Here is a 24089-nt window from a genome sequence, read left to right as displayed (position 1 = left end):
ATGAAGAAATGAAAGGGGGAAGCGCGGATGGAATTCGCCTCCTGGGCAGGTCTCTGGTTCGGCCTGGCCTTGCCGGTGATCGTCATCATGTATCTGTTTAAGCGAAAATATACCGACACGCTTGTCCCCAGCCATATGCTGTGGAACCGGGTGCTGCGCAATATGGAAGCGAACCGCCCGTGGCAGAAGCTGCAGAATCGGCTGCTGCTTTGGCTCCAGTTGCTTGCGGCCGCCCTGCTCGTGGCTGCGCTGATGCTGCCTTTCGTACGGGTGCAAGGCGGGTTTCAAGGCCATACGGTCATTATTATGGATACGTCGGCCAGCATGAGCGCAGCCGCGGAGGCGGGTCCAACCGGCGAAACCGGGTCGGAAAGCCGGTTGGACCGGATGAGAGACCTACTCGTCCATTACATCGGAAGCAAGGGGTCCAATGAGGAGATCACGCTTCTTCAACTCGGCGGCAAGCCCCGGGTTTTATTGTCAAGGGAGCTTGACAAGGCCAAGCTTCGCCAGGCGGTGTCGGGGATTTCTCCGGATTACGGCAGGGCGGCTTACCGGGAAACGCTGTCCCTGGCCTCAGCGTTGACCCGAAGCGATTCCCGGGCGCGCATTGTGCTTTTTTCGGACAGCCCCTGGAACGAGGTCGTCGCGGGCAAGCAAAATACGGGAACCATAGTGCCGGTGGAATACGTTCCGGTGGAAGCGGAAGGGGAAGTCCGGAACACGGCCATTGAACAATTCGGAGTCAAATCGCCCGAAAATTCGGAAGCGAACGTGACCGGGGTGGCGGTGGTCAAGAACCACGGCAGCTTGGAGACCAAAGCGACGCTGAACCTCTACGGGGACGGTGAACTGCTGGCGACAGAACCCGTGGCGCTTCAAGCGGGGGCAAGATCGACCGTTTCCTTCGAAGGTCTGCCCGCGGCAGACGTTTATCGCCTGGCGGTCGAGGGAGCGGATGCGTATGCCCCGGACGATGAAGCTTTTGCATTTAGGGAGCGGGCAAATTCCCCGAACGTGCTGCTCCTTTCCCCGGGGAATTTGTTTCTGGAAAAAGCGTTGCAGCTCACGGGAGTGCGACTATCGCGAATGCAGCTTCCCGCAGGCGAAGGCGATGGTGCGGAGGGGAAAGCCCCCGCGCTTCCGGAGACTCGTCCGGATCTTATCGTCGTGGACGGTCCACTGCCGGATCTCGTGCAGGAAGGGGAGTGGGCTGTACTGCTTAAGGAAACGCCGCTTTGGAGTTGGGAGAACGGCGGTGGCAAAATCCGCCTCGAATCGGGGGAGATTCAAATTGCGGAACACCCGGTTACTCGGTATCTGACGATGACGGACCCGCCGGCGGGACAGCTCTGGCCAGCGAAGATACCGCCTTGGGCCAAGCCGATCTGGACGATCGGAGGACAGCCTGCAGCCTATGCGGGAACGGAGAACGGCGTTCCCCGCCTCGTTTTTTTGTTTGATCTGAAGGACGGGGATCTTCCCCTGCGCCCCGAGTTTCCCATTCTCGTGAAAAACGCCGTGGAGTGGCTGCAATTCGGAGGAACGGCCGGACTGGGGAGGGCGGTCGCCGGGAGCGAACTGGAGATTCCCTTCACAGCGGACACGGCCAGGGCGGTTTGGGCTCCGCTCGAAGGATATGCCGCCCGCCAAGGGACCGGTGAAATCCCGGTATCCGCAACCGAGGGAGAGTTCTCCGCCCGCCAGCAGGCTCCCGGTGTTCCGGGATTATGGAGCTTGCGGACCCTTGGAAATGACGGAACAGAGCGCCCGGGCTTTCTGCTGGAAGTGACGGCCGATCCGGCGGAATCCTCGCTGCGCGGCCCTGCCTTGCCGGAAGCGGCGGGGGCTCCGCCGGCTGGCGGGGGAATGAGCGAGGCCCCTCAGGAAAAAGGGGCGGAAACGACCCAGAGACAGCCCAAAACGCCGTATTCTTTGGTCTATCCGGCCGTAATCCTGGCTATCGCTGCGATTTTGACGGAGTGGGGGGTGTACCGGCGTGGGCGTTCAATTTCATAATCCTTGGGCACTGCTGTTGCTGCTCCCGTTGGGCGCCTTTGTTTTTTACGCGCTTCGTTCCGACTTCGGGCTGAAGGGGGGCCGCAAAAAATGGGCCGTTGCCTTGCGAACCGTTATTCTTACGCTTCTCCTGTTGATCCTGGCCGGGTTTCAAACGTACACACTGGTCAAGGAGAAGGAGATTGTATTTCTGGCTGATCGCTCGGACAGCATCGAGGAAGCGGATTCCGCGCAGGAATGGATCCGCAAGGCCGCGGCGGCAAAAAACGACGGAGATCGGGCGGGCGTCGTTTCCTTCGGTCTGGACGGTATGATCGAGAAAAACCTCGATGCGCGCCCCGTTTCAGATTTAAGCCTGGGGGCGGAAGTCAATCGGGGGTTTACCAATCTGGAGAAAGGACTTCAAGTCGCGGGCAGTCTGTTTGCAGGCAAGGAGAACCGAAGAATCGTGCTGATTTCGGACGGCGGGGAGAATGTCGGCGATGCGGCTGCGGAAGCCGCACTGCTGAAAGAACGCGGAATCGCGGTCGATGTGGTGAAGAAAACGCCGCCGCGGCATACGGACGCCGCCATTGAGGAATTTATTCTTCCCGAGCAATTGTATCCGGGAGAATCCTTCGCTTTTGAAGTGCTGATCCGCAGCACCTTTGCCGGTGAGGGCGAACTGCGGCTATATGAAGACAACCGGGAAATCGGCCGGCATGACATCGCGCTCGAACGGGGCGACAACCGCTTTTCCTTGCAGGGACTGGCCAGAGAACCGGGGCTGCACCGCTACCGGGCCGAATTTTTTGCGGATGGGGACGAACGCGCCGAGAACAATGCCCATTATGCGTTCACCCGGGTGGAAGGCGAGCCCAAAGTGCTGATCATCGAGGGAAAGCCGGGGACCTCCTCCAATCTGGAAAACGCGTTGAAATCCGGGCTGATCGATTACGAGGTCATTCTGCCCGGCATGCTGCCCTCGGAGCTGGTCAAGTACGCCGGATATGAAAGCATTCTGTTCAATAATGTGTCCGGCGAGCAGGTCGGAGGCAAACAAATGGAACTGATCGAACAGGCGGTCCGATCCTTTGGCATTGGCTTTATGATGATTGGAGGCGAGGACAGCTTCGGAATGGGCGGTTACTATAAAACGCCGATCGAGCAGTTGCTTCCCGTTTCCATGGAATTGGAGGGAAAAAGGCAGATCCCTTCCCTGGGGCTGATCCTGGTCATCGACCGGTCGGGCAGTATGGCGGGGGATAAACTGGAGTTGGCCAAGGAATCGGCGATCCGAACGGTGGAACTGCTGCGGCCGAAGGATACGGTCGGCGTGATCGCTTTCGACGATCAGCCATGGTGGGTGGTCGAGCCCCGGACGCTGGACGACAAGGAAGCGGTGATCGCTCAGATCAGCGGCATTCCGGCCGCGGGAGGGACAAATATTTTTCCCGCCGTATCGGAGGCCACGGAGAAAATGCTGGCGGCCGAGGCGCAGCGGAAGCATATCATCCTGCTGACGGACGGTCAATCCGCCGTAAATTCGGGTTATGACGACCTTCTGGAAACAATGGTGGACGGGAAAATCACGATGTCCACCGTGGCGGTCGGCGAGGATGCCGACGTAAATCTGCTGCAGCGTTTGGCTAACGGCGCCAAAGGCCGGTATTACCTTGTGGAGGATGCCACGACGCTGCCGGCCATTTTCAGCCGGGAGGCCGCGATGATCGCCAGAACGTATATCGTCGACCGCCCGTTCGTCCCTGCGCTTGTGGAACCGGGGGATTGGGGCGGCTGGTTCCGGAACGGGACGCCGCGCATTTACGGGTACGTCGCTGCCACGCCTAAGCTTACGGCTCAGACCGTGCTGTCCAGCCCCGAGCCCGATCCGCTGCTCGCCAGGTGGCAGTACGGTTCTGGGCGAACGGTTGCCTGGACCAGCGACCTGACGGGGAAATGGTCGCGGGATTGGGTCAAGTGGCCCGAATTTCCCGGGTGGTTTGCGGAAATGGTGAAGTGGACCTTTCCGCAATTCTCCGCTTCCCCGTATGAAGTGAACACGACTGTAATGGGAAATGAAGTGCATTTTGAAGTGACGGCGGAAGGAGCGGACGCTCCCGAAGAGCTGGAAGCGGTCGTCACCGGGGAGGAAGGAGGGGAGCGGGACATTCCGCTGATCCAGATCTCTCCGGGCGTTTATTCCGGATCGACGGATATCCGAACGCCGGGTTCCTTTTTGCTCCACCTGCAGGCCAAAGATGGCGGCGGTGAAGCGCTGAACGGAAGCACGGGCACCGGCTTCGTCGTGCCGTACTCGCCGGAATTCCGCATTCCGGCCGGTGGGGCACAGGACGACAAGCTGCAGGCTTTGGCCGAGCAGACCGGCGGCCGGGTGCTGGACTGGAACGACCCGGAGGCGGCGTTCCGGTTTAAGGCGCAGCCCGAACGGTCGCTGCGCGGCTGGGAGCGCCCGCTGCTGATCGCGGCGCTGCTGCTCTGGCTCGCCGACATCGCCGTCCGGCGTCTGGCGCTGCCATGGTCCCGGCTGGCGGCGTTCCTTGCCGCCGTCAGCCCTTGGCGCCGCCGCGCCCGCGCGCTCGCGGCGGAACCGCCCGCTGCGTCCGCCGCCGGGGCGGACGCCGGGCTCGCCCGGCTGGCCGCGCGGAAGACGCGCGCGGCCGCCTTTTACGGCGCGGGCGCCGACGGCGCTGCTGCCGCCGATGCCCCGCCGCAGACGCCGGCCTCCCCTCCACGGGAGGAGGCCGGCCCGGAGGCCGCGCCCGCCGGAGACGGAGGCGCGGACCGGCTTGGCCGCCTGCTGGAGGCCAAGCGGCGCGGCGGCCGATAAGCGCTTGGCGTTTCGCTATATTTCATAGATTTTGTCCGCACCGGGAGGATCGTTCTTTTTGGCGCATGGAGGTATTCTTGCCTCTCTCATGGGAAAGCTATGGACGATTGTTGAGAAAGTCATCTTGTTCTGGAAAAGAGATGCAGGTAGTGGTACAATAGATAAAGTCAAAATGATCTTTTCAATATGAATGTTTAACTTAGCAAGCTCCAGTCTTTCTTGATGAACAAGTATTTTTCCATGACCAAGGAGGAAAAGAAATGCCATTGTCAGACAACAACACGATTGAAAATTTGTCGATTACTACGATTCGTACGCTGGCGATCGATGCCATCGAAAAGGCGAAATCCGGCCATCCGGGGATGCCGATGGGCTCCGCGCCGATGGGTTATCAGCTGTTCGCCAAAACGATGACGCACAATCCGGATCATCCGACATGGATCAACCGCGACCGTTTCGTATTGTCGGCCGGACACGGCTCCATGCTGCTGTACAGCTTGCTTCACTTGTCCGGATATGATCTTCCGATGGAAGAAATCAAGCAGTTCCGCCAATGGGGCAGCAAAACGCCGGGCCACCCGGAATTCGGGCACACCGCGGGCGTTGACGCTACGACGGGTCCGCTCGGACAAGGGATCGCCATGGCGGTGGGAATGGCGCTTGCCGAAACCCAACTCGCTGCGACTTACAACAAGGGCGATCTGAAACTGATCGATCACTATACTTACGGGATCTGCGGCGACGGAGACTTGATGGAAGGCGTTGCCAGCGAGGCGGCCTCCTTGGCGGGTCATCTGAAGCTGGGAAAGCTGATTTTCCTTTACGACTCCAACGATATTTCGCTGGACGGCGAGCTTAACCTCAGCTTCTCCGAGAAGGTAAGACAGCGTTTTGAAGCTTATGGCTGGCAAACGCTTCTCGTCGAGGACGGCAACGATCTGTCCGCCATTGCGGCTGCGATCGAAGAAGGCAAGCGTGACACGGAGCGTCCGACCTTGATCGAGGTGAAGACGGTCATCGGTTACGGCAGCCCGAACAAGCAAGGCAAGGGCGGTCATGGCGGTACGCACGGGTCTCCGCTTGGCGCGGAAGAAGCCAAACTGACCAAAGAATTTTACAAATGGGTTTATGAAGAAGATTTCTACGTTCCGCAGGAAGTTCGCGAGCATTTCGCTCAAGTCAAAGAGCGCGGCATCGCGGCGAACAAAGCTTGGGACGAGACTTTTGCCAAATATAAAGCGCAGTATCCGGAACTGGCCGCCCAATTCGAAAAGGCTTTGGCCGGTGAACTTCCGTCCGGCTGGGATAAGGATCTGCCGAAATATAGCGCCGACGATAAAGCGCTGTCCACCCGCGTCGCTTCCGGCAACGCGCTGAACGGTCTGACCGGCGGCGTACCGCAGCTTCTCGGCGGCTCTGCCGACCTGGAAAGCTCGACGATGACGCACCTTAAAGGTCTTTCGGTTTATACGCCGCAAAGCCGCGAAGGGCGCAACCTGTATTTCGGCGTACGCGAATTCGGCATGGCTGCGGCGATGAACGGGATCGCGCTGCATGGCGGACTTAAAGTGTTCGGAGGCACGTTCTTCGTGTTCACCGATTATCTTCGTCCGGCTGTGCGTCTGGCCGCACTCATGAAGCTGCCTGTGACCTACGTTCTCACGCACGACAGTATCGCCGTTGGGGAAGACGGTCCTACGCACGAGCCGATCGAGCAATTGGCATCCCTCCGCATTATTCCGGGTCTGACGGTCATTCGTCCTGCCGATGGCAACGAAACGTCCGCCGCTTGGGCCTACGCGGTGGAGAATACCTCCAATCCTGTGGCTTTGGTGCTGACGCGTCAAAACCTGCCGATTCTGGAGAAGACGCCCGCACACGCGCGCGACGGCGTAAAACGCGGCGGCTATGTCGTGTCGGATGCCAAGGACGGCAAACCGGTTGCGCAAATTATCGCCACCGGCTCCGAAGTGCAGCTTGCCGTTAAGGCTCAAGCCGCTTTGGCGGAGGAAGGCATTCATGTCCGCGTCATCAGCCTGCCGAGCTGGGATCTTTTCAACAAGCAGGATCAGGCTTACAAAGATTCCGTCATTCTGCCTGAGGTGAAAGCCCGCGTCGCCGTGGAAATGGCGCATCCGTTCGGATGGGAGCGTTATGTGGGCGAGAAGGGCAGCGTCATCGGCATCGACACCTTCGGAGCTTCCGCGCCCGGGGACAAGGTGATTGAAGAATACGGCTTTACCGTGGCCAACGTGGTGAAGCATGTCAAGGAACAATTGAAATAACATCAATCGGATCATGTCCGAGGGGAGCGGGAAGCGTGGAGCAATTCAAGAATGTAACTGTAGACAAGGCTGCCAACATTTATTTTGACGGCAAAGTAACAAGCCGGACGGTATGGCTGCAGGACGGAAATAAAATTACGCTCGGAATTATGCTTCCCGGCGAGTATGAATTCGGCACGGACTCGCTGGAAGTGATGGACATTCTTTCCGGAGACTTGAAGGTCCTGCTTCCGGGCGAGACGATCTGGAGAGAGATCAGCGGGCGCGGTACGTTTACCGTGCCGGCGAACTCCTCCTTCAAGCTGGTGGTCCAGCGTGTTACGGATTACTGCTGCTCTTACGGTTCAGGGGCTTAAGTTAAAGTTGGATCTCTTCCAAAAGGCAGGTACATGCTTAGGCTGTATCTGCCTTTTCCCATACGGAAGGTTGCCTTGGGCAGCATGGTTATGCTATTACTGGAAACATGGACTTATTTCAGTTGATATACTAATAAGCATCGAGTGCGTATACGGACAAGGAGAGGAACTACTATGGCATTTACACCTGAAAGTACATCGGTAGGCTTTATCGGAATCGGGGTTATGGGCAAAAGTATGGCCGGTCATATACAAAAGGCCGGTTACCCGCTGCATGTGTATACCCGAACTCCCGCAAAAGCGCGGGAGCTGGTCGAAGGGGGAGCCGTATGGCACGAGACGCCGGGAGACCTGGCCGCGGCGTGTGATGTGGTCTTTACGATGGTCGGTTATCCGAAAGATGTGGAGGACATTTATTTGGGCGAAAACGGGCTCGTGGACCGCGCCAAGCCGGGAGCTTATCTGATCGATATGACGACCTCGAGTCCGCTGCTGGCCGGGCGGATTTACGAAGCCTGCGCCGCCCGGGGGCTTCACGGTTTGGACGCCCCGGTTTCCGGCGGGGACATCGGTGCCCGCGATGCCAAACTCTCCATTATGGTCGGCGGCGATGCGGCGGACTTTGAGGCGGTGCTGCCGCTTTTTCGGCTGATGGGCAGCAACATCGTGCTTCAAGGAAAAGCGGGGGCCGGGCAGCACACGAAAATGTGCAACCAGATCGCCATCGCCTCGGGGATGATGGGGGTCAGCGAGTCGCTGGCCTACGCGCGGAGCGCGGGGCTTGACCCGGAAACCGTACTGCGGAGCATCGAAAGCGGAGCCGCGGGCAGTTGGTCGCTTAGCAATTTGGGTCCGCGCATGATTGCGGGGAATTTCGAGCCCGGTTTTTACGTGAAGCATTTCATTAAAGATATGGGGATCGCCCTGGAATCGGCGCGGGAAATGGGGCTGGATACGCCGGGGCTGGCTCTCGCTGAATCGCTCTATAAGCAGCTTGCGAATGAGGGCTACGAGGATAAAGGAACACAGGTGCTTTTTAAGTATTATACGGAGCGGTAAAATAGAGCGGGAAGCCTTTTTCACCCTTGGAAAGGTGTATAAAGTACCCTTGTTTTCACGGGTGTTTTACAGTATCCTAGTTACAAGTTAATGCACCATGGTTGTCCTCTGGATAGGCAGTGAGACCAATAAATAGATGGAGGTAATTATCAGCATGTCTAAAAAAGTAACGTTCGATTACAGCAAAGCCTTGCAATTTGTCGGTCAGCACGAAGTGGATTATTTGGAAACCCAAATTCGTGCGGCTCACGAGCAATTACATAGTGGGACAGGCGCCGGCTCCGATTTTCTAGGTTGGATCGACCTCCCTACGGCATACGATAAAGAAGAGTTTTCCCGAATTCAGAAAGCCGCTGCCAAAATCCAAAGCGATTCCGAGGTTCTCATCGTGATCGGGATCGGCGGTTCCTACCTTGGCGCTCGCGCGGCGATCGAGTCGCTTTCGCATTCCTTCTATAATTTGCTTCCTAAGGACAAGCGTAAAACCCCGGAAATCTATTTTGCCGGCAACAACATCAGCTCTACTTATGTCAATCATCTCCTCGATCTGATCGAAGGCAAGGACTTCTCCATCAACGTCATTTCGAAGTCGGGAACGACGACGGAACCGGCAATTGCCTTCCGGATTTTCCGTGCGGCTCTGGAGAAGAAATACGGCAAAGAAGAGGCCCGCAAGCGGATTTATGCTACTACCGACCGCGAGAAAGGCGCCCTGAAGAAGCTGTCCAATGAAGAAGGCTACGAAACATTCGTGATTCCGGACGATGTTGGCGGACGTTACTCCGTTCTGACGGCGGTAGGCCTGTTGCCGATTGCGACAGCAGGCATTAACATTGAGGAAATGATGCAAGGCGCGGCCGATGCGTCCAAGGAATACAGCAATCCGAATCTGGCCGAGAACGCCAGCTACCAATATGCGGCAGTCCGCAACGCGCTGTACCGCAAAGGGAAAGTGACGGAAATCCTGGTGAACTACGAGCCTTCCCTGCATTACGTGTCCGAATGGTGGAAACAGCTCTACGGCGAGAGCGAAGGCAAGGACTTCAAAGGAATTTTCCCGGCTGCGGTGGATTTCTCGACAGACCTGCACTCCATGGGTCAATTTATCCAGGAGGGCAACCGCAACATCTTTGAAACTGTCATTCAGGTTACCGAAGTACCTAGCCACATTACGATCGAATCCGATCCGGCGGATCTGGACGGCCTTAACTTCCTGGCCGGCAAAACGCTCGACTTCGTCAACAAAAAGGCGTTCCAGGGCACATTGCTGGCCCATACCGACGGTCAGGTTCCGAATTTGGTCGTAAATGTTCCGGATTTGACTCCATATTCCTTCGGTTATCTGGTATACTTCTTTGAAAAGGCCTGCGGCATCAGCGGCTACCTGATGGGCGTAAACCCATTCGATCAGCCGGGCGTAGAGGCGTACAAGAAGAACATGTTCGCTCTGCTGGGCAAACCGGGTTACGAGAAAGAGAAAGCGGAACTGGAAGCAAGACTTTCCGAGTAATCGACCAGCCTTTATACAAGGCAGGAATAAAGCCGCCAGGAAGCAGTTCACCGGATTTTTCCGGCTGGGCTGCTTCTTGGCACATTCAAAGGGACGGAAATGAGATGCTGGAACGTTACAAAACGGTGCGTCAAGCCGGAGAAAAGGAAATCGTGATCAAGAAGTCGAGATTTATCGGCCAGATCAAGCCGGTGGAGACGGAGGAAGAGGCCGTAGCTTTTATTGAAGAAATTAAGAAACGGCATTGGAACGCGACTCATAATTGCTCGGCGTATATGATCGGGGAAAGGGATGAAATCCAGAAGCAGTCGGATGACGGGGAACCTAGCGGGACCGCCGGCAAGCCGATTCTGGAGGTCATTCGCAACCAGGGGCTCAAAAATGTGGCCATCGTGGTTACCCGTTACTTTGGAGGTATTATGCTGGGGGCCGGAGGGCTGATCAGGGCCTACACGGACGGGGCCGTCGCCGCGACGGAAGCCGGGGAAGTCATTACGCGCGTTCTGCACCGCGAGATTCTTGTGGAGCTGGATTATACCTGGCTCGGCAAGGTGGAGAATGAGCTTAGAAACCGGGGCATCCGCACAGGGGAAACCGGGTTTGCCGATAAGGTAACATTGCGTTGTCTGCCTTTGGAAGGAGAGTCGGAAGTTTTTGTGGCATGGATGACCGATCTGACTCAGGGGCAGGCCAAGATGACGGAAGGTGACAAGGTCTACTTTATTGAAGGGGAATAAAGCCTATGGCAAGAAGAGCAGTAGAGCAGGAGTTGTCAAGGGAACGAATTATGGATGCGGCGAGACATCTTTTTATCACGAAAGGCTATCGCGGAATTTCCATGAGGAGCATCGGGCAGCATTTAGGCTATAGCCACGGCTCCCTTTACTATCATTTTAAGGAAAAAGCGGAATTGTTCTACGCCATCGTCGTGCAGGATTTCAATCATTTGGCGCGGTTGTGCGAACTGGTGACCAAACGCCCGCCGAGCGAAGGCTTGACGAAGGTAGAGCAGTTGATGCTGGAATTCATCAAATTCGGTTTGGAGCATCCGTACCAATATGAAATCATGTTCATGCTACGGGACGAGGAGATTCTGTCTTATTGCCGGGCCGAGCAAGCCAAGTGCTTCGACATGTTCGACCGGATCGTCCGCAGCTTTTTGAAAGAGGAGCGGCATCCTATGGAGGATAATCCGTCCTTGCCGCTGAGCATGTTTTTGGGGATTCACGGATTCATCTCGTTCTATATCCAAGATCGCCTCACCTTCGAGGAGATTTCACCCGCCGCTATAGCCCACGTAAAAGTGTTAAGTCAAAGCAGCTATCGATTGACGTCTTAAGACGTTTTTGTTTTAAGTCTCTACTTTAATCATTTACTCTGTCATAGCTGTACTCCGTCATTACGTTGCTTTAATAACGTTATCGACTTCCTAATCGTAATTGTCCTCAAACGTTGGTATCGCCCGAAATGAATAAGGACGTGGGTTCTCCCGGGAGATCCGCGTTCTTTGTTTGTTTTTGACGCTTTTATGCAGCTAGTTCCTGTTCCGCAATAATGCCAGCTTATGCTTAAGCCGCTGTTTTTTCCTCTCCACACTGGTAACTCTCCGAAAAGTCAGAAACGATAAAATCACATAACACATATAGTCCATGGCCAGGGTATCGGCATGATCATCAGAAATGATTCGCTCCATTGATTCCATTCTCCTTTGGGAGTTTTTAGGGAAGTTTGAACGCACGACTATTACCGACCTGTCACCGCCTTAGCGGTTTTTTGGGGCGCTATACGGTCAGAACCGGGCCGAAGCAGGCCCGGAAGCAGGCCAGAACCAGGTTCGAAGCATCTAACGGAAATAGTAGCCGCTATTCCGTCCAAAGAGGCCGATTGGGAATTCTAACGGAAGCAGTAGCGGCTATTTATTCAAAAACAGGTCTTTTTGGCGGGAATGAGCCCGAATAGGCGCTATTATTTCCGTTAGAGCTCCGAAAATGGTAAAAAGCGCGAAATAGCCGCTATGATTTCCGTTAGAGTGGGGAGGCCTACCGTGGAGGCTAAGCTACTCCGTCCTCCCAGGCCCACCGCGGCAAGCGGTGTATCGGCCGTGCATCCCCAGGGCCTCCGGGTGTATCGGCCGTGTATCCCCCGGGCCCCCGGGCGTATCCCGGTTCGGTTAGTATTGGGGAGTCCGGTCCCGGGCGGCCACTCTCCACGGTTACTCTTGCGGACATTTACGCCCATATACTTGTTCGGCCTGTAATAGGATAAAGGAAGCCGGGACCGCGGGGACAAGGCCGATCGGCCGCATTCTACTCCTCGATCAGCTTCACCAAATACCGGCGCTGCCTTGGACCGTCAAATTCGCAGAAATAGATGCCCTGCCAGCGGCCCAGCACGAGATCTCCATCCTGAATAATGACGGTTTGCGAGGAACCGGTCGTAATCGCTTTTAAGTGGGAGGCGGTGTTTCCTTCGGCATGACGGTACTTGGGGTGCTCCCAGGGATAAATTTCATCAAGCCGCAGGAGAACGTCATGCTTCACATCCGGGTCCGCATTTTCATTAATGGTAATACCGGCCGTGGTGTGCGGGCAATAGATGACGGCTAGCCCGTTAACGACCCCGCTGTTTTTAACGAGGGAGCGGACTTCGCGGGTAATGTCGCGCATCTCGTCCCTTTTGGCGGTGGATAATTCTAAGGTATGCAACATGGGCAGATTGCCCTCCTTTACATATACTAAAGTTAGAAGCGCGTTTCTAATTGTATTTTACCCGGGCAAGGTTGATCTGCCAAATTGCGGCATGCGGCCGCTTAAATTTGTTGACGAGGTGTTACGGGTTTGATAAAGTGTCATTATATAATAAACCCAAGTAAGTTTATAAGAATAAATATTTTTATAGATGAGATGATCGAGAAAGGATGTGGCCGTTCCCATGCATGTGGAAGTAAGAAATTTGGATAAGCACTTTGGCAGTTTCCATGCCGTAAAGGACGTCAGCTTTGGCATTGAAAAAGGGCAGTTGATCGGGCTGCTCGGGCCGAGCGGCGGAGGAAAGACTTCGATACTTCGCATGTTGGCCGGTCTAGAGCAGCCGGATTCGGGAGAGATTCTCTTTCACGGCAACCGGGTCAACGGTCTCGCCCCCCAAGATCGGGGGATCGGCTTCGTGTTCCAAAGCTATGCCCTGTTCAAACATATGACGGTGTTTGATAATATCGCCTTTGGCTTGCAGGTGAAAAAGGCGGCGAAGAGCCGCATTCAGGAACGGGTCATGGAATTGGTGGAGTTGACCGGACTCAAAGGATTCGAGAAGCGTTATCCGCACCAACTGTCCGGAGGGCAGCGGCAGCGGGTAGCTTTTGCCCGGGCTTTGGCGCCTGAGCCGCAGCTGCTGCTCCTCGACGAGCCTTTCGCCGCCATCGATGCGAAGATCCGTCAGGAGCTGCGTTCCTGGCTCAGAGAGCTGATCGAGCGCGTGGGGATTACTTCGATTTTTGTAACCCATGACCAGGATGAAGCGATTGAAGTGGCGGACGAAATTATGATTATCAATGAGGGCAGGCTCGAGCAAAAAGGCACTCCCTGGGACATTTACAAGGAGCCGGACACACCGTTCGTGGCTTCCTTCATCGGACAATCGACCCTTGTGGATCGGGCGGCGGATTTGAAGGGATTTGAGGATGAGGCGGCGGGCGCGGGGACACAGGCCCTTATTCGACCCGAATATCTCGAGGTCGGAACCGACCACGAGTTTACGCTCTTGTCCGCCACCGAGCCGGGCGTGGTGAAGCATTTGCATTTCCGCGGCAGCGAGTGGCTGGTGGAAGTGGAGGTAGGCGGTCATGTTCTGACAACGTTCAGGTCTCTGGAGAAAGAGACGCTGAAACCCGGCCAGTACGTGCGCGTACTTGTACACAGGGCATACCTGTTCAATAAGGAAAGAAGCTGGATCGTGGAGAACCCGCTGAAGGGCGGGCCGATCAGCGTAATGATCTGATCCAGGCGTCGGCGGGGGAAATAACCGGCTTGAACGTCCCATAAAAAAGAACCGCGAGAACGTAGACCGTTCCGCGGTTTTTTTGCAATTACACTCTGGAGCGGATTTCCTGCCGCATGAACAAGGCAAGGCATAGGAATTGCCGAAGCAGACCATGGTTGCGGCGATCAGGCCGGTCAGCTGCGGCCAAATGAGAATCAGACTCTGACCCAGTGGCAGCGGGCTGGCGATGGCGCCGACGAGTTGATCCATCGTCAACGGGCCAAGCGAACGGACGCCGGGCGACAGCATCGTCGTAATCGTCTCCGAGAACAGCACGGTGGGCGATAGGCGATTCAGCGTCAGGGTGAAGTTCATTTGCCGCAGTTGTGCCGCCGGGTTCATTTGCTGCTCGGAAACGGCGGTGGCGCTGTCGATCAGGTTGATAATCATGCTGTAAAAGATCGTGAAGAACAGCCAGACCGAGATGGAGGACAGGGCCGAGTCTCGCCCGGCTTTACGGCGATGCGGGAGATGTCGCGGCCGCCGGCCGACAGGGTATATTTCCAGTCTTTTGCCTTCGTTTCCAGCGATAGACCGGCGGACCATTCGAGATAAGGCGTATAGAGCTCCAAGCCTCCAGCGGTGAAGCCTTCACAGGTCCGGCCATTACGCGGGTACCAGCGCGGTAAACAGGGCCATCAGGAAAAACGCCGTCTTACGATAAAATTTCAGCATGACCTGAATTCCTCCTTGCGACTATGACATAAATGTTCAGGGCAGCGGACCGGGAGTCCGGCGGAAACGATGGGCCCCTCGGCTCCGCCGGTTCATCCCCCTTCGATCACTGCGGTTATAAAGGTTACGAACGAAATTTCGTTTTGGATTTATGCGCGGGAAAAATTTTTCGGGGTTTTCAAATGGCGCTCTTTTTGGTAAAACGGGAGGTAATGAGGGAGGGGGATAGATCGGGAGGGAAGGAGCATGGACCTGCAAAATGAAGAGATGACGCTGCGGCTGCGCCAAATGTGCGACGGATCGGTCGAGGCGTTCGACCGGTTTTACGAAGCGTACGTCCTTTTGTCATGCAGGTGGCCATCCGGATGGTGGGTGAACGGATGGAGGCGGAGGATGTTTGCCATGAAGTGTTTCTCGAGGCCCTGCGGCGGGGAACGGACTATGATCCGGCCCGCTGTTCGATCAAAGCCTGGCTGGCCGTAAAAATGAGGAGCCGCTGCCTCGACCGGCTGAGGCGAAATCAGCGGGTTCAGCCGCTGGAAGGGGAGTTTCTTCCCGGGGGGCCGCGGGTTTCCGAGGAGGACCAGGTCATTTCCCGGCTGGAAAAGGAGGCTTTGAGATCGGCGGTTTATGCGCTGCCCGAGACGCAGAGAAAAGCGATTTTGGGCTCGTATTATACCCTTCACACCCATAAGAAGATGTCCGAAGCCTGGAACGTTCCGATCGTCACGGTAAAGTCATGGGTCCGCTACGGGCTTGCCAATTTGCGCAAACAGTTGGAAAAGCAGGGCTGGAGCCACTCACCGGAAGGAGGCGGGAAGGATGAACGATTCCGTTTATAGACAGGGCGTGGGCGCAACGCGGCCGGATGTGTTATCGGACTGCACGGCAAAGTATACGGAAGAGGATTGGGTGGATTGGGTGCTCGGCTCGGTACCGGAACAGAAGCTTACGGAAATGCGGAGCAGATATGTGGAGAGATATGAGCCCGCCGCCTTGCCGGTGATGTCGAGTCCGGAGAGCATCGCCCTGCCCCTTGACGGAGGCAGACTCGCCCCGGACTCCGGTATGGTCTGGTATAATGAGTCGTCGCGGGAAATGCTGATGCTCGTCGGCGGGATTGTTCCGCGTGAGGACCAAATCGTCGAGGTTTGGGCCGTTAAGGAAGGGACCCGCGACAGCCTGGGATTGTTGCAATATCACGCTTATCGGGCCCATCTGTACGTTAAAAACAAAGAGGCTCTTCAAGAGGCGGACAATCTGGTGCTGACGGTGGAGACGAGAAATGGGGATCCGGACGATCTTGCCCCGAAGGATACGATCTTTGTGGATTTGACCTCGCGACGAAAAGAATAGTGATGAGACGAGACAGGAGAGAGGGGAAGACCGAGTGGAACAACTGGTGTTTTTGGGGACGGGGGATGCGATGGGCGTGCCTCGCGTGTACTGCGATTGCCAAGTTTGCGGGGAAGCGAGAACGGCGGGCTTGAACCGGCGCTACCGATCCTCCGTGGCGGTTGAATGCGGGGAGGAAAGCTTTCTGATCGATTGCGGTCCCGATTGGCGGGACAGTATGGAACGGAGGGGACAGCGGTTTGCCGGCACGGTGCTTGTCACCCATCCTCATTTCGATCATATCGGCGGTCTTCCGGAATGGGCGGATGCTTGCCGGTGGCTGGAACGGAGAGGGCAGCTATATGCTCCGGGCGAGGTTCTGGAGGCGATCAACCGCCAATTTCCCTGGCTTGAAAGAAATCTGGATTTCTACCCGGTGGATGAAGGGATAATGCTTGCGGGGTGGCGTATTTCCGGCTGGAAAGTAAACCACGGAAAAAACGGCTATTCCTATGCCTATCGCCTGGAAAAGAACGGCTTTGTCTGGGCCTACTGCCCGGATTCGATCGCTCTGCCGCCGGAGCAGCGAATTTTGCTGAACGGACTGGATTTGCTCGTGTTGGGGACGAGCTTTTATCATGAATTGGCCGAGTTCTCCACCCGCTCGGTGTATGATGTGAAAGAAGCGCTCGAACTGCTTCGGAAGCTCAAGCCGGGGCAGACGATATTCACGCACATGTCGCATGATATCGACCTGCGTAAGGATTATGATCTGCCGGACGGCGTACGGTACGCGGCCACGGGAATGACGGTGCCGCTTGTTGCCGCTACCTAAGCAGCCCGAAGGAGAAGAAAAGACCGCGGTTTCCGTTTACGGAAAAAACCGGCGGTCTTTCTGCTTAGAAGGTAAATAAAAGGCGGTCGGATGAATACGGATTTAGCGGGAAAAACTCCCGCTAATCAAGTACGGTGGCCGCTGCAGCACGTGATTAGCGGGAAAAACTCCCGTTATTTTGCGAGCGGAGCAGCGATTCGGACAAAAGAGCCGGAAATAGCTGGAGGAATTCCAGCTAATGACGCGGATGGCGTGAACAGCGCCAAATTAACGGGAGGAATTCCCGTTAATTTGACGGAAGAGCAGCGCAGATCCGGTACGATTACGCCTCTTGGCCAAGGATGAATTTATCAATGACCAGCTTGACGCCGTCCTCGTTATTGCTGGCGGTCACGTAGTCGGCGATCTCCTTCAGGGCGGGAATCGCGTTGCCCATCGCGACGCCGAGGCCCGCGGCTTCCAGCATTTCATGGTCGTTCCAGGAATCGCCGATGGCGATGCATTCGGACAGCGCGCAGCCAAAATGGGCGGCCAGGAACTTCAGGGCATGTCCCTTTGTTCCTTCATGGTGCATAATTTCAAGGAAATTCGGCTTGGATTTGGTGATGTGCACGCCTTCGCCAAGCAGTTCCCGCAGCACCGGGGCGATTTCGTCCAGGTAATCAGGCTCATCGATAATCAGCATTTTCGGCGTAGGCCGGGCCACAAGTTTGGCGAAATCGGGTTCGACGTAATACTTGGTTTTATTCAAAGCCGTATAGTCGATCAGCTTCTGGTTCTCCTCGCGGGCATAGAGCCTGTCATCGATGTAAGTCTGCAGGTGGAGGTCGTTTTGGATACAGTACTCAAACAGCTTTTGCGCGGCATCCACCGGAACGTAGCGCTCGTAAAGGACCTGTTCGTCCAGCAGATTTTTGACCAGGGCGCCCTGATACGTGATGATGGGAACATTCAGTCCGGTTTGACGGGCAATCGCCTGGGCGCTGGCATAAGCGCGGCCCGTTGCCAAAGTGACGACGGCGCCTTTAGCGACCGCCTGCTCCAAGGCCTGCTGCGTGGCCGGAGTTACTTCTTTGTCGTCATTGATTAAAGTGTCGTCGATGTCGATTGCAACCAGTTTATACAATGGGTCCTCTCCTTTTTGGGGACGAAAAAGCCCTTCGTCCTTCTCTCTTGGTGCAGTTTTCTCTATTGTACCTCATGAATCCAAGATTTCAATTCATAGCGTGCAATTGAAGGCAGCGAAAAATAAGCCGGACGGCCTACCGACGTCGATCCGTGTAAAAATGCCTGCAGATCTGCAGGCATTTACGACAGAGACCGCTCATTCCCCGAAAACCGCCTAAAATGCATGCAGATTTGCATCAATTTTGCCAAATCTCCGCGATCTGCCGGATATTCCCGCATATTTGCAGCAATTTGCTTGCCAGCCACTATTCTTCAAGGAACACGAGTCCGATGAACTCGTCCTTCTCCAGGTTGCCGAAATAATGCTTGATATCGACATCCGACAGGGCCGCGCGAACGTCGTTTTCCTCATAGCGTACGCCTCTCAGCTTGTCCTCTATGTCGGTCACATCGCCTACGCCGAAGAAATCCCCGTAGATTTTTATGTTCTTGATGTGGCCATCCTTGATGTCCATCCGCAGGTCGATGATGCCCACCGGAAATTTTTTGGCGTGCTTGACATTGCTCTCCGGCGACAGACCGTAGTTCCAATCCCAGTTTTTATAGCGTTCGGCCGAGATTTGACGGATTTTCTCCCAGTCGGCCTCCGTCAGTTTGTATTGCGGAACGGACTCGGGATCCATGCCGAAAATATGACGGAGCAACTCGGAACGGAATTCCTCGACCGTCATTTTGCGGTCCATAAAGTCAATGATATTCGCGACGCGGCTGCGTACGGACTTCGTGCTCTTGGATTTGAATTTCTCCGGATTCGCGTGCAGAGAAGCCTGGACATCCTCCAAGTTCAGGTTAAACATCAAGGTTCCGTGGCTGAACATGCGTCCGCGGGTGGCAAACTGGGCGTTGCCCGAAATTTTTTGCTCCCCTACTTGCAGATCGTTGCGGCCGGTCAATTCGGCGTTTACGCCGAAAGAGCGAAGGGCCTCGACCACGGGTTCGGTAAATTTGCGGAAGTTGTGAAACGATTGGCCGTCGTCTTTGGTGATGAAGCTGAAGTTAAGATTGCCGAGGTCATGGTAAACCGCTCCTCCGCCGGATAGGCGGCGGACCACTTGGATGCCTTTCTCCTTCACATACTCGGCGTTGATTTCCTCGATCGTATTCTGGTGCTTCCCGATGATGATGGACGGTGCGTTGATATAAAACAACAGGTAACTGTCATCCTCAAGCGGCAGATGTCTTAGCGCGAATTCCTCGATGGCCAGGTTGACGGACGCATCGGTGATCCCCTGATTGTCGATAAACAGCATGATTTGTGTTCCCCCCGTGCTATGGATTGGCGTTATGTACACTCTGTACCTATTGTAAACCAAACCTTCCTTGAAATGAAAGAGAACCCGGTTTTCTTGTCTTTTTCAAGGCTTGATTTCAACGCAAGGTGTGGTAGACTTCACCTAAAAGTGCAGTAGATTGAAAAAGACGGGGGCAATGGCAATGGTACTCGAGGTATACGGTCACGGCGGCGACGTTTGGACCGCGTCGGCAAAATACGGAGTGGACGCGGAACGATTCATCGATTTCAGCGCGAATATCAATCCGCTCGGTCCGCCGCCCGGGCTGTTGGACAAGCTTAGGGAGGCTCTTCCGGCCGTAACGGCCTATCCGGATCCGGGGCACCGGGCCCTGATCGCGAAGCTGGCCGACAAGCTGCAACGGGAGGAAAGCTGTTTCGTCATCGGCAACGGAGCCGCGGAAAATATGGCTTTGGCCCTGCTCGCCGCGGGACCGAAGAAAGTGGGGATCGTCGAGCCCTGTTTCTCGGAATACGAGGCGCTCTCCCGGCAGTTCGGGGCCGCGGTGACGTCGGTGCGCGGGACCGAGGAACTGGCTTTCAGGGCCGAGCCCGAGGCAGTGCGGCAATTGATAGAGTCATCCGATCTGGTCTTCATCGGGCAGCCGAACAATCCGAACGGTGTCCAGTACAGCCTGGATGAGCTGAGATCTTTTGCGGAAGCCGGGGAGCAATGCGGTAGTTACGTCATTATCGACGAGGCTTTTATCGATTTCATCCCGGAAAGCGGGAGGCAGACCCTGCTGGGGGAGCTGGATCGGTATACCAGGTTGATTCTGGTCCGATCGATGACGAAGTTTTACGCGATTCCCGGTCTGCGCCTTGGCTACGCCGTCGCTCATCCGCAAACGGCCCGGTCGATGCGGGACAAGCAGGTAACCTGGAGCGTCAACGCCCTTGCCCTGCTTGCGGGAGAGGTTTGCCTTGACGCGGGAAGCGCCTTCGAGGAGGCTACGATTTCGCTGATCGCGAAGCAGCGGGCGATGCTGCGGCAGAGTCTGGAGCAACTGGGCTGCCGGACCTGGCCGGGAGAAGCAAACTTTCTGCTGGTTCGTCTGCCCGAAGGGAAGACGGCCGCCGGGGTGCAAGCGGCGCTGGGAGCCAAAGGGGTATTGGTCCGCAGCTGCGCCATGTACAAAGGATTGTCCGAACGGGATATTCGTGTGGCCGTAAAGAATGAACCCGCATGTCTGCAGTTGATGGAGAAAATGAAACATGTATTGTCAGGAGGAGAGAGGGAATGACGACACCTTTTTTGCATATGGGAGAAAGGGAAAGCGGGATTTACGAGTCGGCCGTTTGGCCGGGTCTTCGCCTGATTCGCGGGGAGCGGCATATTCTGCTTGAAGCGCCGATGGCGCTGGAGAGTGTGGGCAGCTCGGTGTATGGCGGGGGAGCGGGATCGCTTCGGCGGATGGTCAATATTTACGTTGACCGTCATTACCGCTGTGACGACCCTGTCCGGGATATCGGGCGGAGTCTGAAGGAATGGGGCTATCCCGCGGAGGAAACCGCGGGTCTGCTGACGGCGGTCAAGCTGCGGCATACCGCCGTGATGGAGGAGCGCACCGAGAATTTCGCCGTTTTCTGCTGCGCGACGGCGGGCGTCTCGAACGCGGCGCGCGCCGGCGTCCGCCGGACGACGTTCCCGGCCTCGTGGACGCCGGGAACGATCAACCTGATGCTTGCCGTCGACGGCAAGCTGACGCCGGCGGCGATGGTCAACGCCGTGATTACGGCGACCGAGGCCAAATCCGCCGCGCTCGGCGATCTCGGCGTGCTCGACGCCGAGACCGGGCTTGCGGCCACCGGCACCACGACCGACGCGGTCGTGCTCGGCGCAAGCCAGCGGCCGGATTGGCCGCTGCTGCACAGCTACGCCGGTACCGCGACGGATCTGGGCGGCACGGTGGGCCGCCTGGTTTACGCCGCCGTGCGCGAATCGCTGCGCGCCGCCGCGGCAGCCCCCGCGGAGCCGCGGCCGTGACGGCGGCGTGGTGGGTGCTGCCGGCCGCGTACGCGCTGGACCGGCTGCTGGGCGACCCGCGCTGGCTTCCCCATCCCGTGATCGGGATGGGGAAGGCGATCGTGCGGGTCGAGGCGGCGATCCGCCGCCTTTTTCACCCCCGCGCCTACCGGGCCGCGGGGATTTTGCTGCCGCTCGTCGTCGCCGGCGGCAGTCTGGTCTTGACCTGGGCCGCGCTCCGCTTGCTGGCCGGGGTCAGCCCTTGGCTGGCCGCTGCCGCGGAGGCCGTGCTGGTCTGGACGACCATCGCGGCGAAAGGCCTGCGGGACGCCGGGATGGAGGTGTGCGGCCATCTGCGGCGCGGTGACCTGCCGGAGGCCCGGCGTTCGCTCGGCATGATCGTCGGCCGCGACACCGGGCATCTGGAGCCGCCCGAGGTGGTGCGCGGCGCGGTGGAGACGGTGGCGGAGAACATCGTCGACGCCGTCGTGTCGCCGCTGTTCTTCGCCCTGATCGGCGGAGCGCCGTTGGCGATGGCTTACCGGGCCGTCAACACCCTCGACTCGATGGTCGGCTACAAGAACGAGAAGTACCTCGATCTCGGGTGGGCTTCAGCCCGGTTGGACGACATCGCCAACTACATTCCCGCCCGCCTGACCGCGCTGCTGCTGGTCTTCGCGGCCCGGGTGCAGGGCTTGGACGCGCGGCGAGCCTGGCGCATCTTCCGCCGGGACGCCGCTTCCCATCCGAGCCCCAACAGCGGCTATCCCGAAGCGGCGGTCGCGGGTGCGCTCGGCGTACGCCTCGGCGGGGAAAACTCCTACCACGGCGTAACTTCGTTCCGCAGCTATATGGGCGACAAGACGCGGGAACTGGAGCCCGAGGATATCCCGAGAACGGCGCGGTTAATGTTTTTCGTCTCGGGCAGTTTTGTGTTTGGGGCCGTTTTTTTGAACTTATGGTGGAGCGGGGCCTTGTTCTTGCTTTGGCAGTAGAAGGGGGAAAAGAAAAATGGAATGGTGGCTGATCCGCCACGGCGCGACGGCCTGTAATGCGGAACGCCGGTACCAGGGGCAGAGCGATACGGAACTGCTTCCCGGGGACGCTTCCGGACTGACGGGCTTACGGAAGACGCTGGCCGGGGTCGAGTTTTCCGCCGTGTACTGCAGTGATTTGAACCGGTGCCGGAGCACGCTGCGGTTTCTTCGTCCGGATATGGTAGCGAGCGCGATTTACGAACGGCGGTTAAGGGAGATGCATTTTGGAGCCTGGGAAGGGCAAACCTACGACATGCTCAAAGGTCAGGGGATCTATCGGCGCTGGCTGGATAACCCGAAGGAATGGACGCCCCCTGAGGGAGAACCCTGGGCAGGGTTTGAAAGCAGGGTCCGCAGCATCTACGGGGAACTCGTAACTATGACAACGCAGTTGACGGAAAAAGGACAGTCCGCACCGCTGCTCATCGTCACCCATGGCGGTGTTATATCTATGCTGCACACGCTGCTCGTTCCGGATTCGGATTTCTGGAACCCGCAAGCAAAGATCGGGACTGGAGAAATATTGAAGCTCCAGCCATACTTTTGACCGGGGAGTGAGGTTCTTGGCGGAACGGGAAAATCAATGGCGGCGGCTGCGCCTAAGTGTGTTGGATCTGGTTCCCAAGCTTGGAGGCTGCAGCGATGAGGAAGCCTTGCGGCAGGCAGTCCTGCTGGCGCAGCGGGCGGAAGAGTGGGGATATCGCCGCTATTGGGCGGCGGAGCATCACAATATGGACGGCTTGGCGTGTCCGTCTCCGGAGGTCCTGCTTGCCCATATCGGCGCGGTAACCACCCGGATCAAGCTTGGTTCCGGCGCGCTGCTGCTGCCGCATTACGCCCCGCTGAAAGCGGCGGAGTGGTTCCGGATGCTGGCCGCGCTTTATCCGGGGCGCATCGATCTGGGGCTGGGCCGGGCGCCTGGCGGCGACGCGCATACGGCGATGGCGCTCAGCGGTAACTTTTTGCAGCATGTGGCCCGGTATCGCGAGTCGGTAGCGGAACTGCTGGCACTGCTGCAGGACAGCTATACCTACGAGTCCCGGCCGGTGGCCGCGAGGCCTGTTCCCCTCCGGCAGCCGGACGTTTGGATGCTGGGAACGAACGTCAAAAGCGCCGGCTATGCGGCTGAGCTCGGGACGGGGTACGTGTTCGGCCAGTTTATGAGCGAAAGCGACGGAATCGAAACGCTGCGCGTTTATCGGAAGGCGTTTCGACCCTCCGTTTTACGGGCGGAGCCGGAAACGATCGTCGCGGTTCAAGCGATCTGCGCCCCCACCGAACGCGAGGCCCGCGCGATGGCGGACCTGATCGAGGCCGAGCTGGCTGCCCGGGGCGGACAGCTTCCCCGGCAGCGGTTGGCCGGTACGCCCGAGCAATTGGCTGAACAGCTGTTCCAACTCCAGCGGTTGTACGGGAATGAGGAATTTTTGATCGTGACGGCCGCTCCGGACTATGAGACCAGGCTCAATTCGTACCGCCTCCTGTCCGGATGCGGCTTCCATATTGATTGAAGCCGCATCCGGACAGGAGATAGGGGCGTTTTGCGGCGCTATTTTGTCGAATTTGGCTGGAGGTATGGAGTAGCAGTTTAAGGGCTTTATTTTGGAAAAAACGGGCCAAACCCTGATTTCGGAGCCCGCAACAGGGGAGAATAAGGCCCTTTTT

At 57.2% G+C, this 24089-nt stretch carries 22 protein-coding genes and 1 pseudogene; 18 read left to right on the top strand and 5 right to left on the bottom strand.

Going from position 1 to position 24089, the window contains the following annotated elements:
- Positions 1-27: 27 nt before the first annotated feature.
- The 8 genes from V4U84_RS07625 to V4U84_RS07590 all read left to right on the top strand — a co-directional run bounded on the left by V4U84_RS07625 (position 28) and on the right by V4U84_RS07590 (position 11398).
- Positions 28-2019: a vWA domain-containing protein gene (locus V4U84_RS07625; protein WP_334073705.1), complete on the top strand. Its 1992-nt coding sequence runs from the start codon at positions 28-30 to the stop codon at positions 2017-2019.
- Positions 2000-4849 (top strand): VWA domain-containing protein, encoded by a 2850-nt coding sequence (locus V4U84_RS07620; protein ID WP_334073706.1) that lies wholly within the window; start codon positions 2000-2002, stop codon positions 4847-4849. The genes V4U84_RS07625 and V4U84_RS07620 overlap by 20 nt, the downstream gene beginning before the upstream one ends.
- A 260-nt stretch (positions 4850-5109) precedes the next feature.
- The gene (gene tkt, locus V4U84_RS07615) at positions 5110-7134 is read left to right on the top strand and encodes a transketolase (RefSeq protein ID WP_334073707.1); all 2025 of its coding nucleotides are present in this window, start codon (positions 5110-5112) and stop codon (positions 7132-7134) included.
- A gap of 35 nt (positions 7135-7169) precedes the next feature.
- A complete protein-coding gene (ppnP, locus tag V4U84_RS07610; protein ID WP_334073708.1) occupies positions 7170-7490 on the top strand; it encodes a pyrimidine/purine nucleoside phosphorylase in 321 nt (106 codons plus the stop codon).
- 174 nt (positions 7491-7664) lie between these two features.
- A complete protein-coding gene (locus V4U84_RS07605) occupies positions 7665-8549 on the top strand; it encodes an NAD(P)-dependent oxidoreductase (RefSeq protein ID WP_334073709.1) in 885 nt (294 codons plus the stop codon).
- Positions 8550-8703: 154 nt separating this feature from the next.
- On the top strand, positions 8704-10059 hold the full coding sequence (locus V4U84_RS07600) for a glucose-6-phosphate isomerase (RefSeq protein ID WP_334073710.1): 1356 nt from the start codon (positions 8704-8706) through the stop codon (positions 10057-10059).
- 104 nt (positions 10060-10163) lie between these two features.
- Positions 10164-10796 (top strand): YigZ family protein, encoded by a 633-nt coding sequence (locus V4U84_RS07595; RefSeq protein ID WP_334073711.1) that lies wholly within the window; start codon positions 10164-10166, stop codon positions 10794-10796.
- Between the two features lie 5 nt (positions 10797-10801).
- On the top strand, positions 10802-11398 hold the full coding sequence (locus V4U84_RS07590) for a TetR/AcrR family transcriptional regulator (protein WP_334073712.1): 597 nt from the start codon (positions 10802-10804) through the stop codon (positions 11396-11398).
- 195 nt (positions 11399-11593) lie between these two features.
- On the opposite strand, the gene V4U84_RS07585 is transcribed toward V4U84_RS07590, so the two are convergent.
- Both V4U84_RS07585 and V4U84_RS07580 read right to left on the bottom strand, forming a co-directional pair.
- Positions 11594-11752, bottom strand: coding sequence for a hypothetical protein (locus tag V4U84_RS07585; RefSeq protein WP_334073713.1), 159 nt, complete (start codon positions 11750-11752; stop codon positions 11594-11596).
- A gap of 613 nt (positions 11753-12365) precedes the next feature.
- Positions 12366-12767, bottom strand: coding sequence for a secondary thiamine-phosphate synthase enzyme YjbQ (locus V4U84_RS07580; RefSeq protein ID WP_334073714.1), 402 nt, complete (start codon positions 12765-12767; stop codon positions 12366-12368).
- 223 nt (positions 12768-12990) lie between these two features.
- Between V4U84_RS07580 and V4U84_RS07575 the strand changes: the two genes are divergently transcribed.
- Positions 12991-14055 (top strand): sulfate/molybdate ABC transporter ATP-binding protein, encoded by a 1065-nt coding sequence (locus V4U84_RS07575; RefSeq protein WP_334073715.1) that lies wholly within the window; start codon positions 12991-12993, stop codon positions 14053-14055.
- A gap of 88 nt (positions 14056-14143) precedes the next feature.
- On the opposite strand, the pseudogene V4U84_RS26915 reads toward V4U84_RS07575, so the two are convergent.
- Positions 14144-14541 (bottom strand): annotated as a pseudogene (locus V4U84_RS26915) (ABC transporter permease); the annotation flags it as partial.
- A gap of 596 nt (positions 14542-15137) precedes the next feature.
- Between V4U84_RS26915 and V4U84_RS07565 the strand changes: the two are divergent.
- The 4 genes from V4U84_RS07565 to V4U84_RS07550 all read left to right on the top strand — a co-directional run bounded on the left by V4U84_RS07565 (position 15138) and on the right by V4U84_RS07550 (position 17287).
- Positions 15138-15614, top strand: coding sequence for an RNA polymerase sigma factor (locus V4U84_RS07565; protein WP_334073717.1), 477 nt, complete (start codon positions 15138-15140; stop codon positions 15612-15614).
- Entirely contained in the window at positions 15595-16128 is a 534-nt protein-coding gene (locus tag V4U84_RS07560; RefSeq protein ID WP_334073718.1) for an anti-sigma factor domain-containing protein, read from the top strand. The genes V4U84_RS07565 and V4U84_RS07560 overlap by 20 nt, the downstream gene beginning before the upstream one ends.
- A gap of 34 nt (positions 16129-16162) precedes the next feature.
- Positions 16163-16942, top strand: a complete 780-nt coding sequence (locus V4U84_RS07555; RefSeq protein WP_334073719.1) for an MBL fold metallo-hydrolase — start codon at positions 16163-16165, stop codon at positions 16940-16942.
- A 90-nt stretch (positions 16943-17032) separates the two neighbouring features.
- Positions 17033-17287 (top strand): hypothetical protein, encoded by a 255-nt coding sequence (locus V4U84_RS07550; RefSeq protein WP_334077003.1) that lies wholly within the window; start codon positions 17033-17035, stop codon positions 17285-17287.
- On the opposite strand, the gene V4U84_RS07545 is transcribed toward V4U84_RS07550, so the two are convergent.
- Entirely contained in the window at positions 17265-18068 is an 804-nt protein-coding gene (locus V4U84_RS07545) for a Cof-type HAD-IIB family hydrolase (protein WP_334073721.1), read from the bottom strand. The two genes, V4U84_RS07550 and V4U84_RS07545, sit on opposite strands and share 23 nt — an antisense overlap.
- 307 nt (positions 18069-18375) lie before the next feature.
- Positions 18376-19380, bottom strand: a complete 1005-nt coding sequence (locus V4U84_RS07540) for a lipoate--protein ligase (RefSeq protein WP_334073722.1) — start codon at positions 19378-19380, stop codon at positions 18376-18378.
- Between the two features lie 184 nt (positions 19381-19564).
- On the opposite strand from V4U84_RS07540, the gene V4U84_RS07535 reads away from it, so the two are divergent.
- From V4U84_RS07535 to V4U84_RS07515, 5 genes are read left to right on the top strand one after another with little or no spacing between them, the layout of a single operon-like run.
- Entirely contained in the window at positions 19565-20665 is a 1101-nt protein-coding gene (locus tag V4U84_RS07535; protein WP_334073723.1) for a pyridoxal phosphate-dependent aminotransferase, read from the top strand.
- Positions 20662-21408 (top strand): adenosylcobinamide amidohydrolase, encoded by a 747-nt coding sequence (locus tag V4U84_RS07530; RefSeq protein WP_334073724.1) that lies wholly within the window; start codon positions 20662-20664, stop codon positions 21406-21408. Before V4U84_RS07535 ends, V4U84_RS07530 begins: the two co-directional genes overlap by 4 nt.
- Positions 21405-22382, top strand: a complete 978-nt coding sequence (gene cbiB, locus V4U84_RS07525; RefSeq protein WP_334073725.1) for an adenosylcobinamide-phosphate synthase CbiB — start codon at positions 21405-21407, stop codon at positions 22380-22382. The genes V4U84_RS07530 and cbiB overlap by 4 nt, the downstream gene beginning before the upstream one ends.
- A 16-nt stretch (positions 22383-22398) precedes the next feature.
- Positions 22399-22971, top strand: a complete 573-nt coding sequence (locus tag V4U84_RS07520; RefSeq protein WP_334073726.1) for a histidine phosphatase family protein — start codon at positions 22399-22401, stop codon at positions 22969-22971.
- Positions 22972-22987: 16 nt separating this feature from the next.
- Positions 22988-23935, top strand: coding sequence for an MsnO8 family LLM class oxidoreductase (locus V4U84_RS07515; protein ID WP_334073727.1), 948 nt, complete (start codon positions 22988-22990; stop codon positions 23933-23935).
- Positions 23936-24089: the final 154 nt, after the last annotated feature.

The organism is Paenibacillus sanfengchensis, assembly GCF_036864765.1.
GTDB classification, from domain to species: domain Bacteria; phylum Bacillota; class Bacilli; order Paenibacillales; family Paenibacillaceae; genus Fontibacillus; species Fontibacillus sanfengchensis.
The sequence above is the reverse complement of the archived record's forward strand: the minus strand, read 5'-3'. Positions and strand labels throughout refer to the sequence as shown.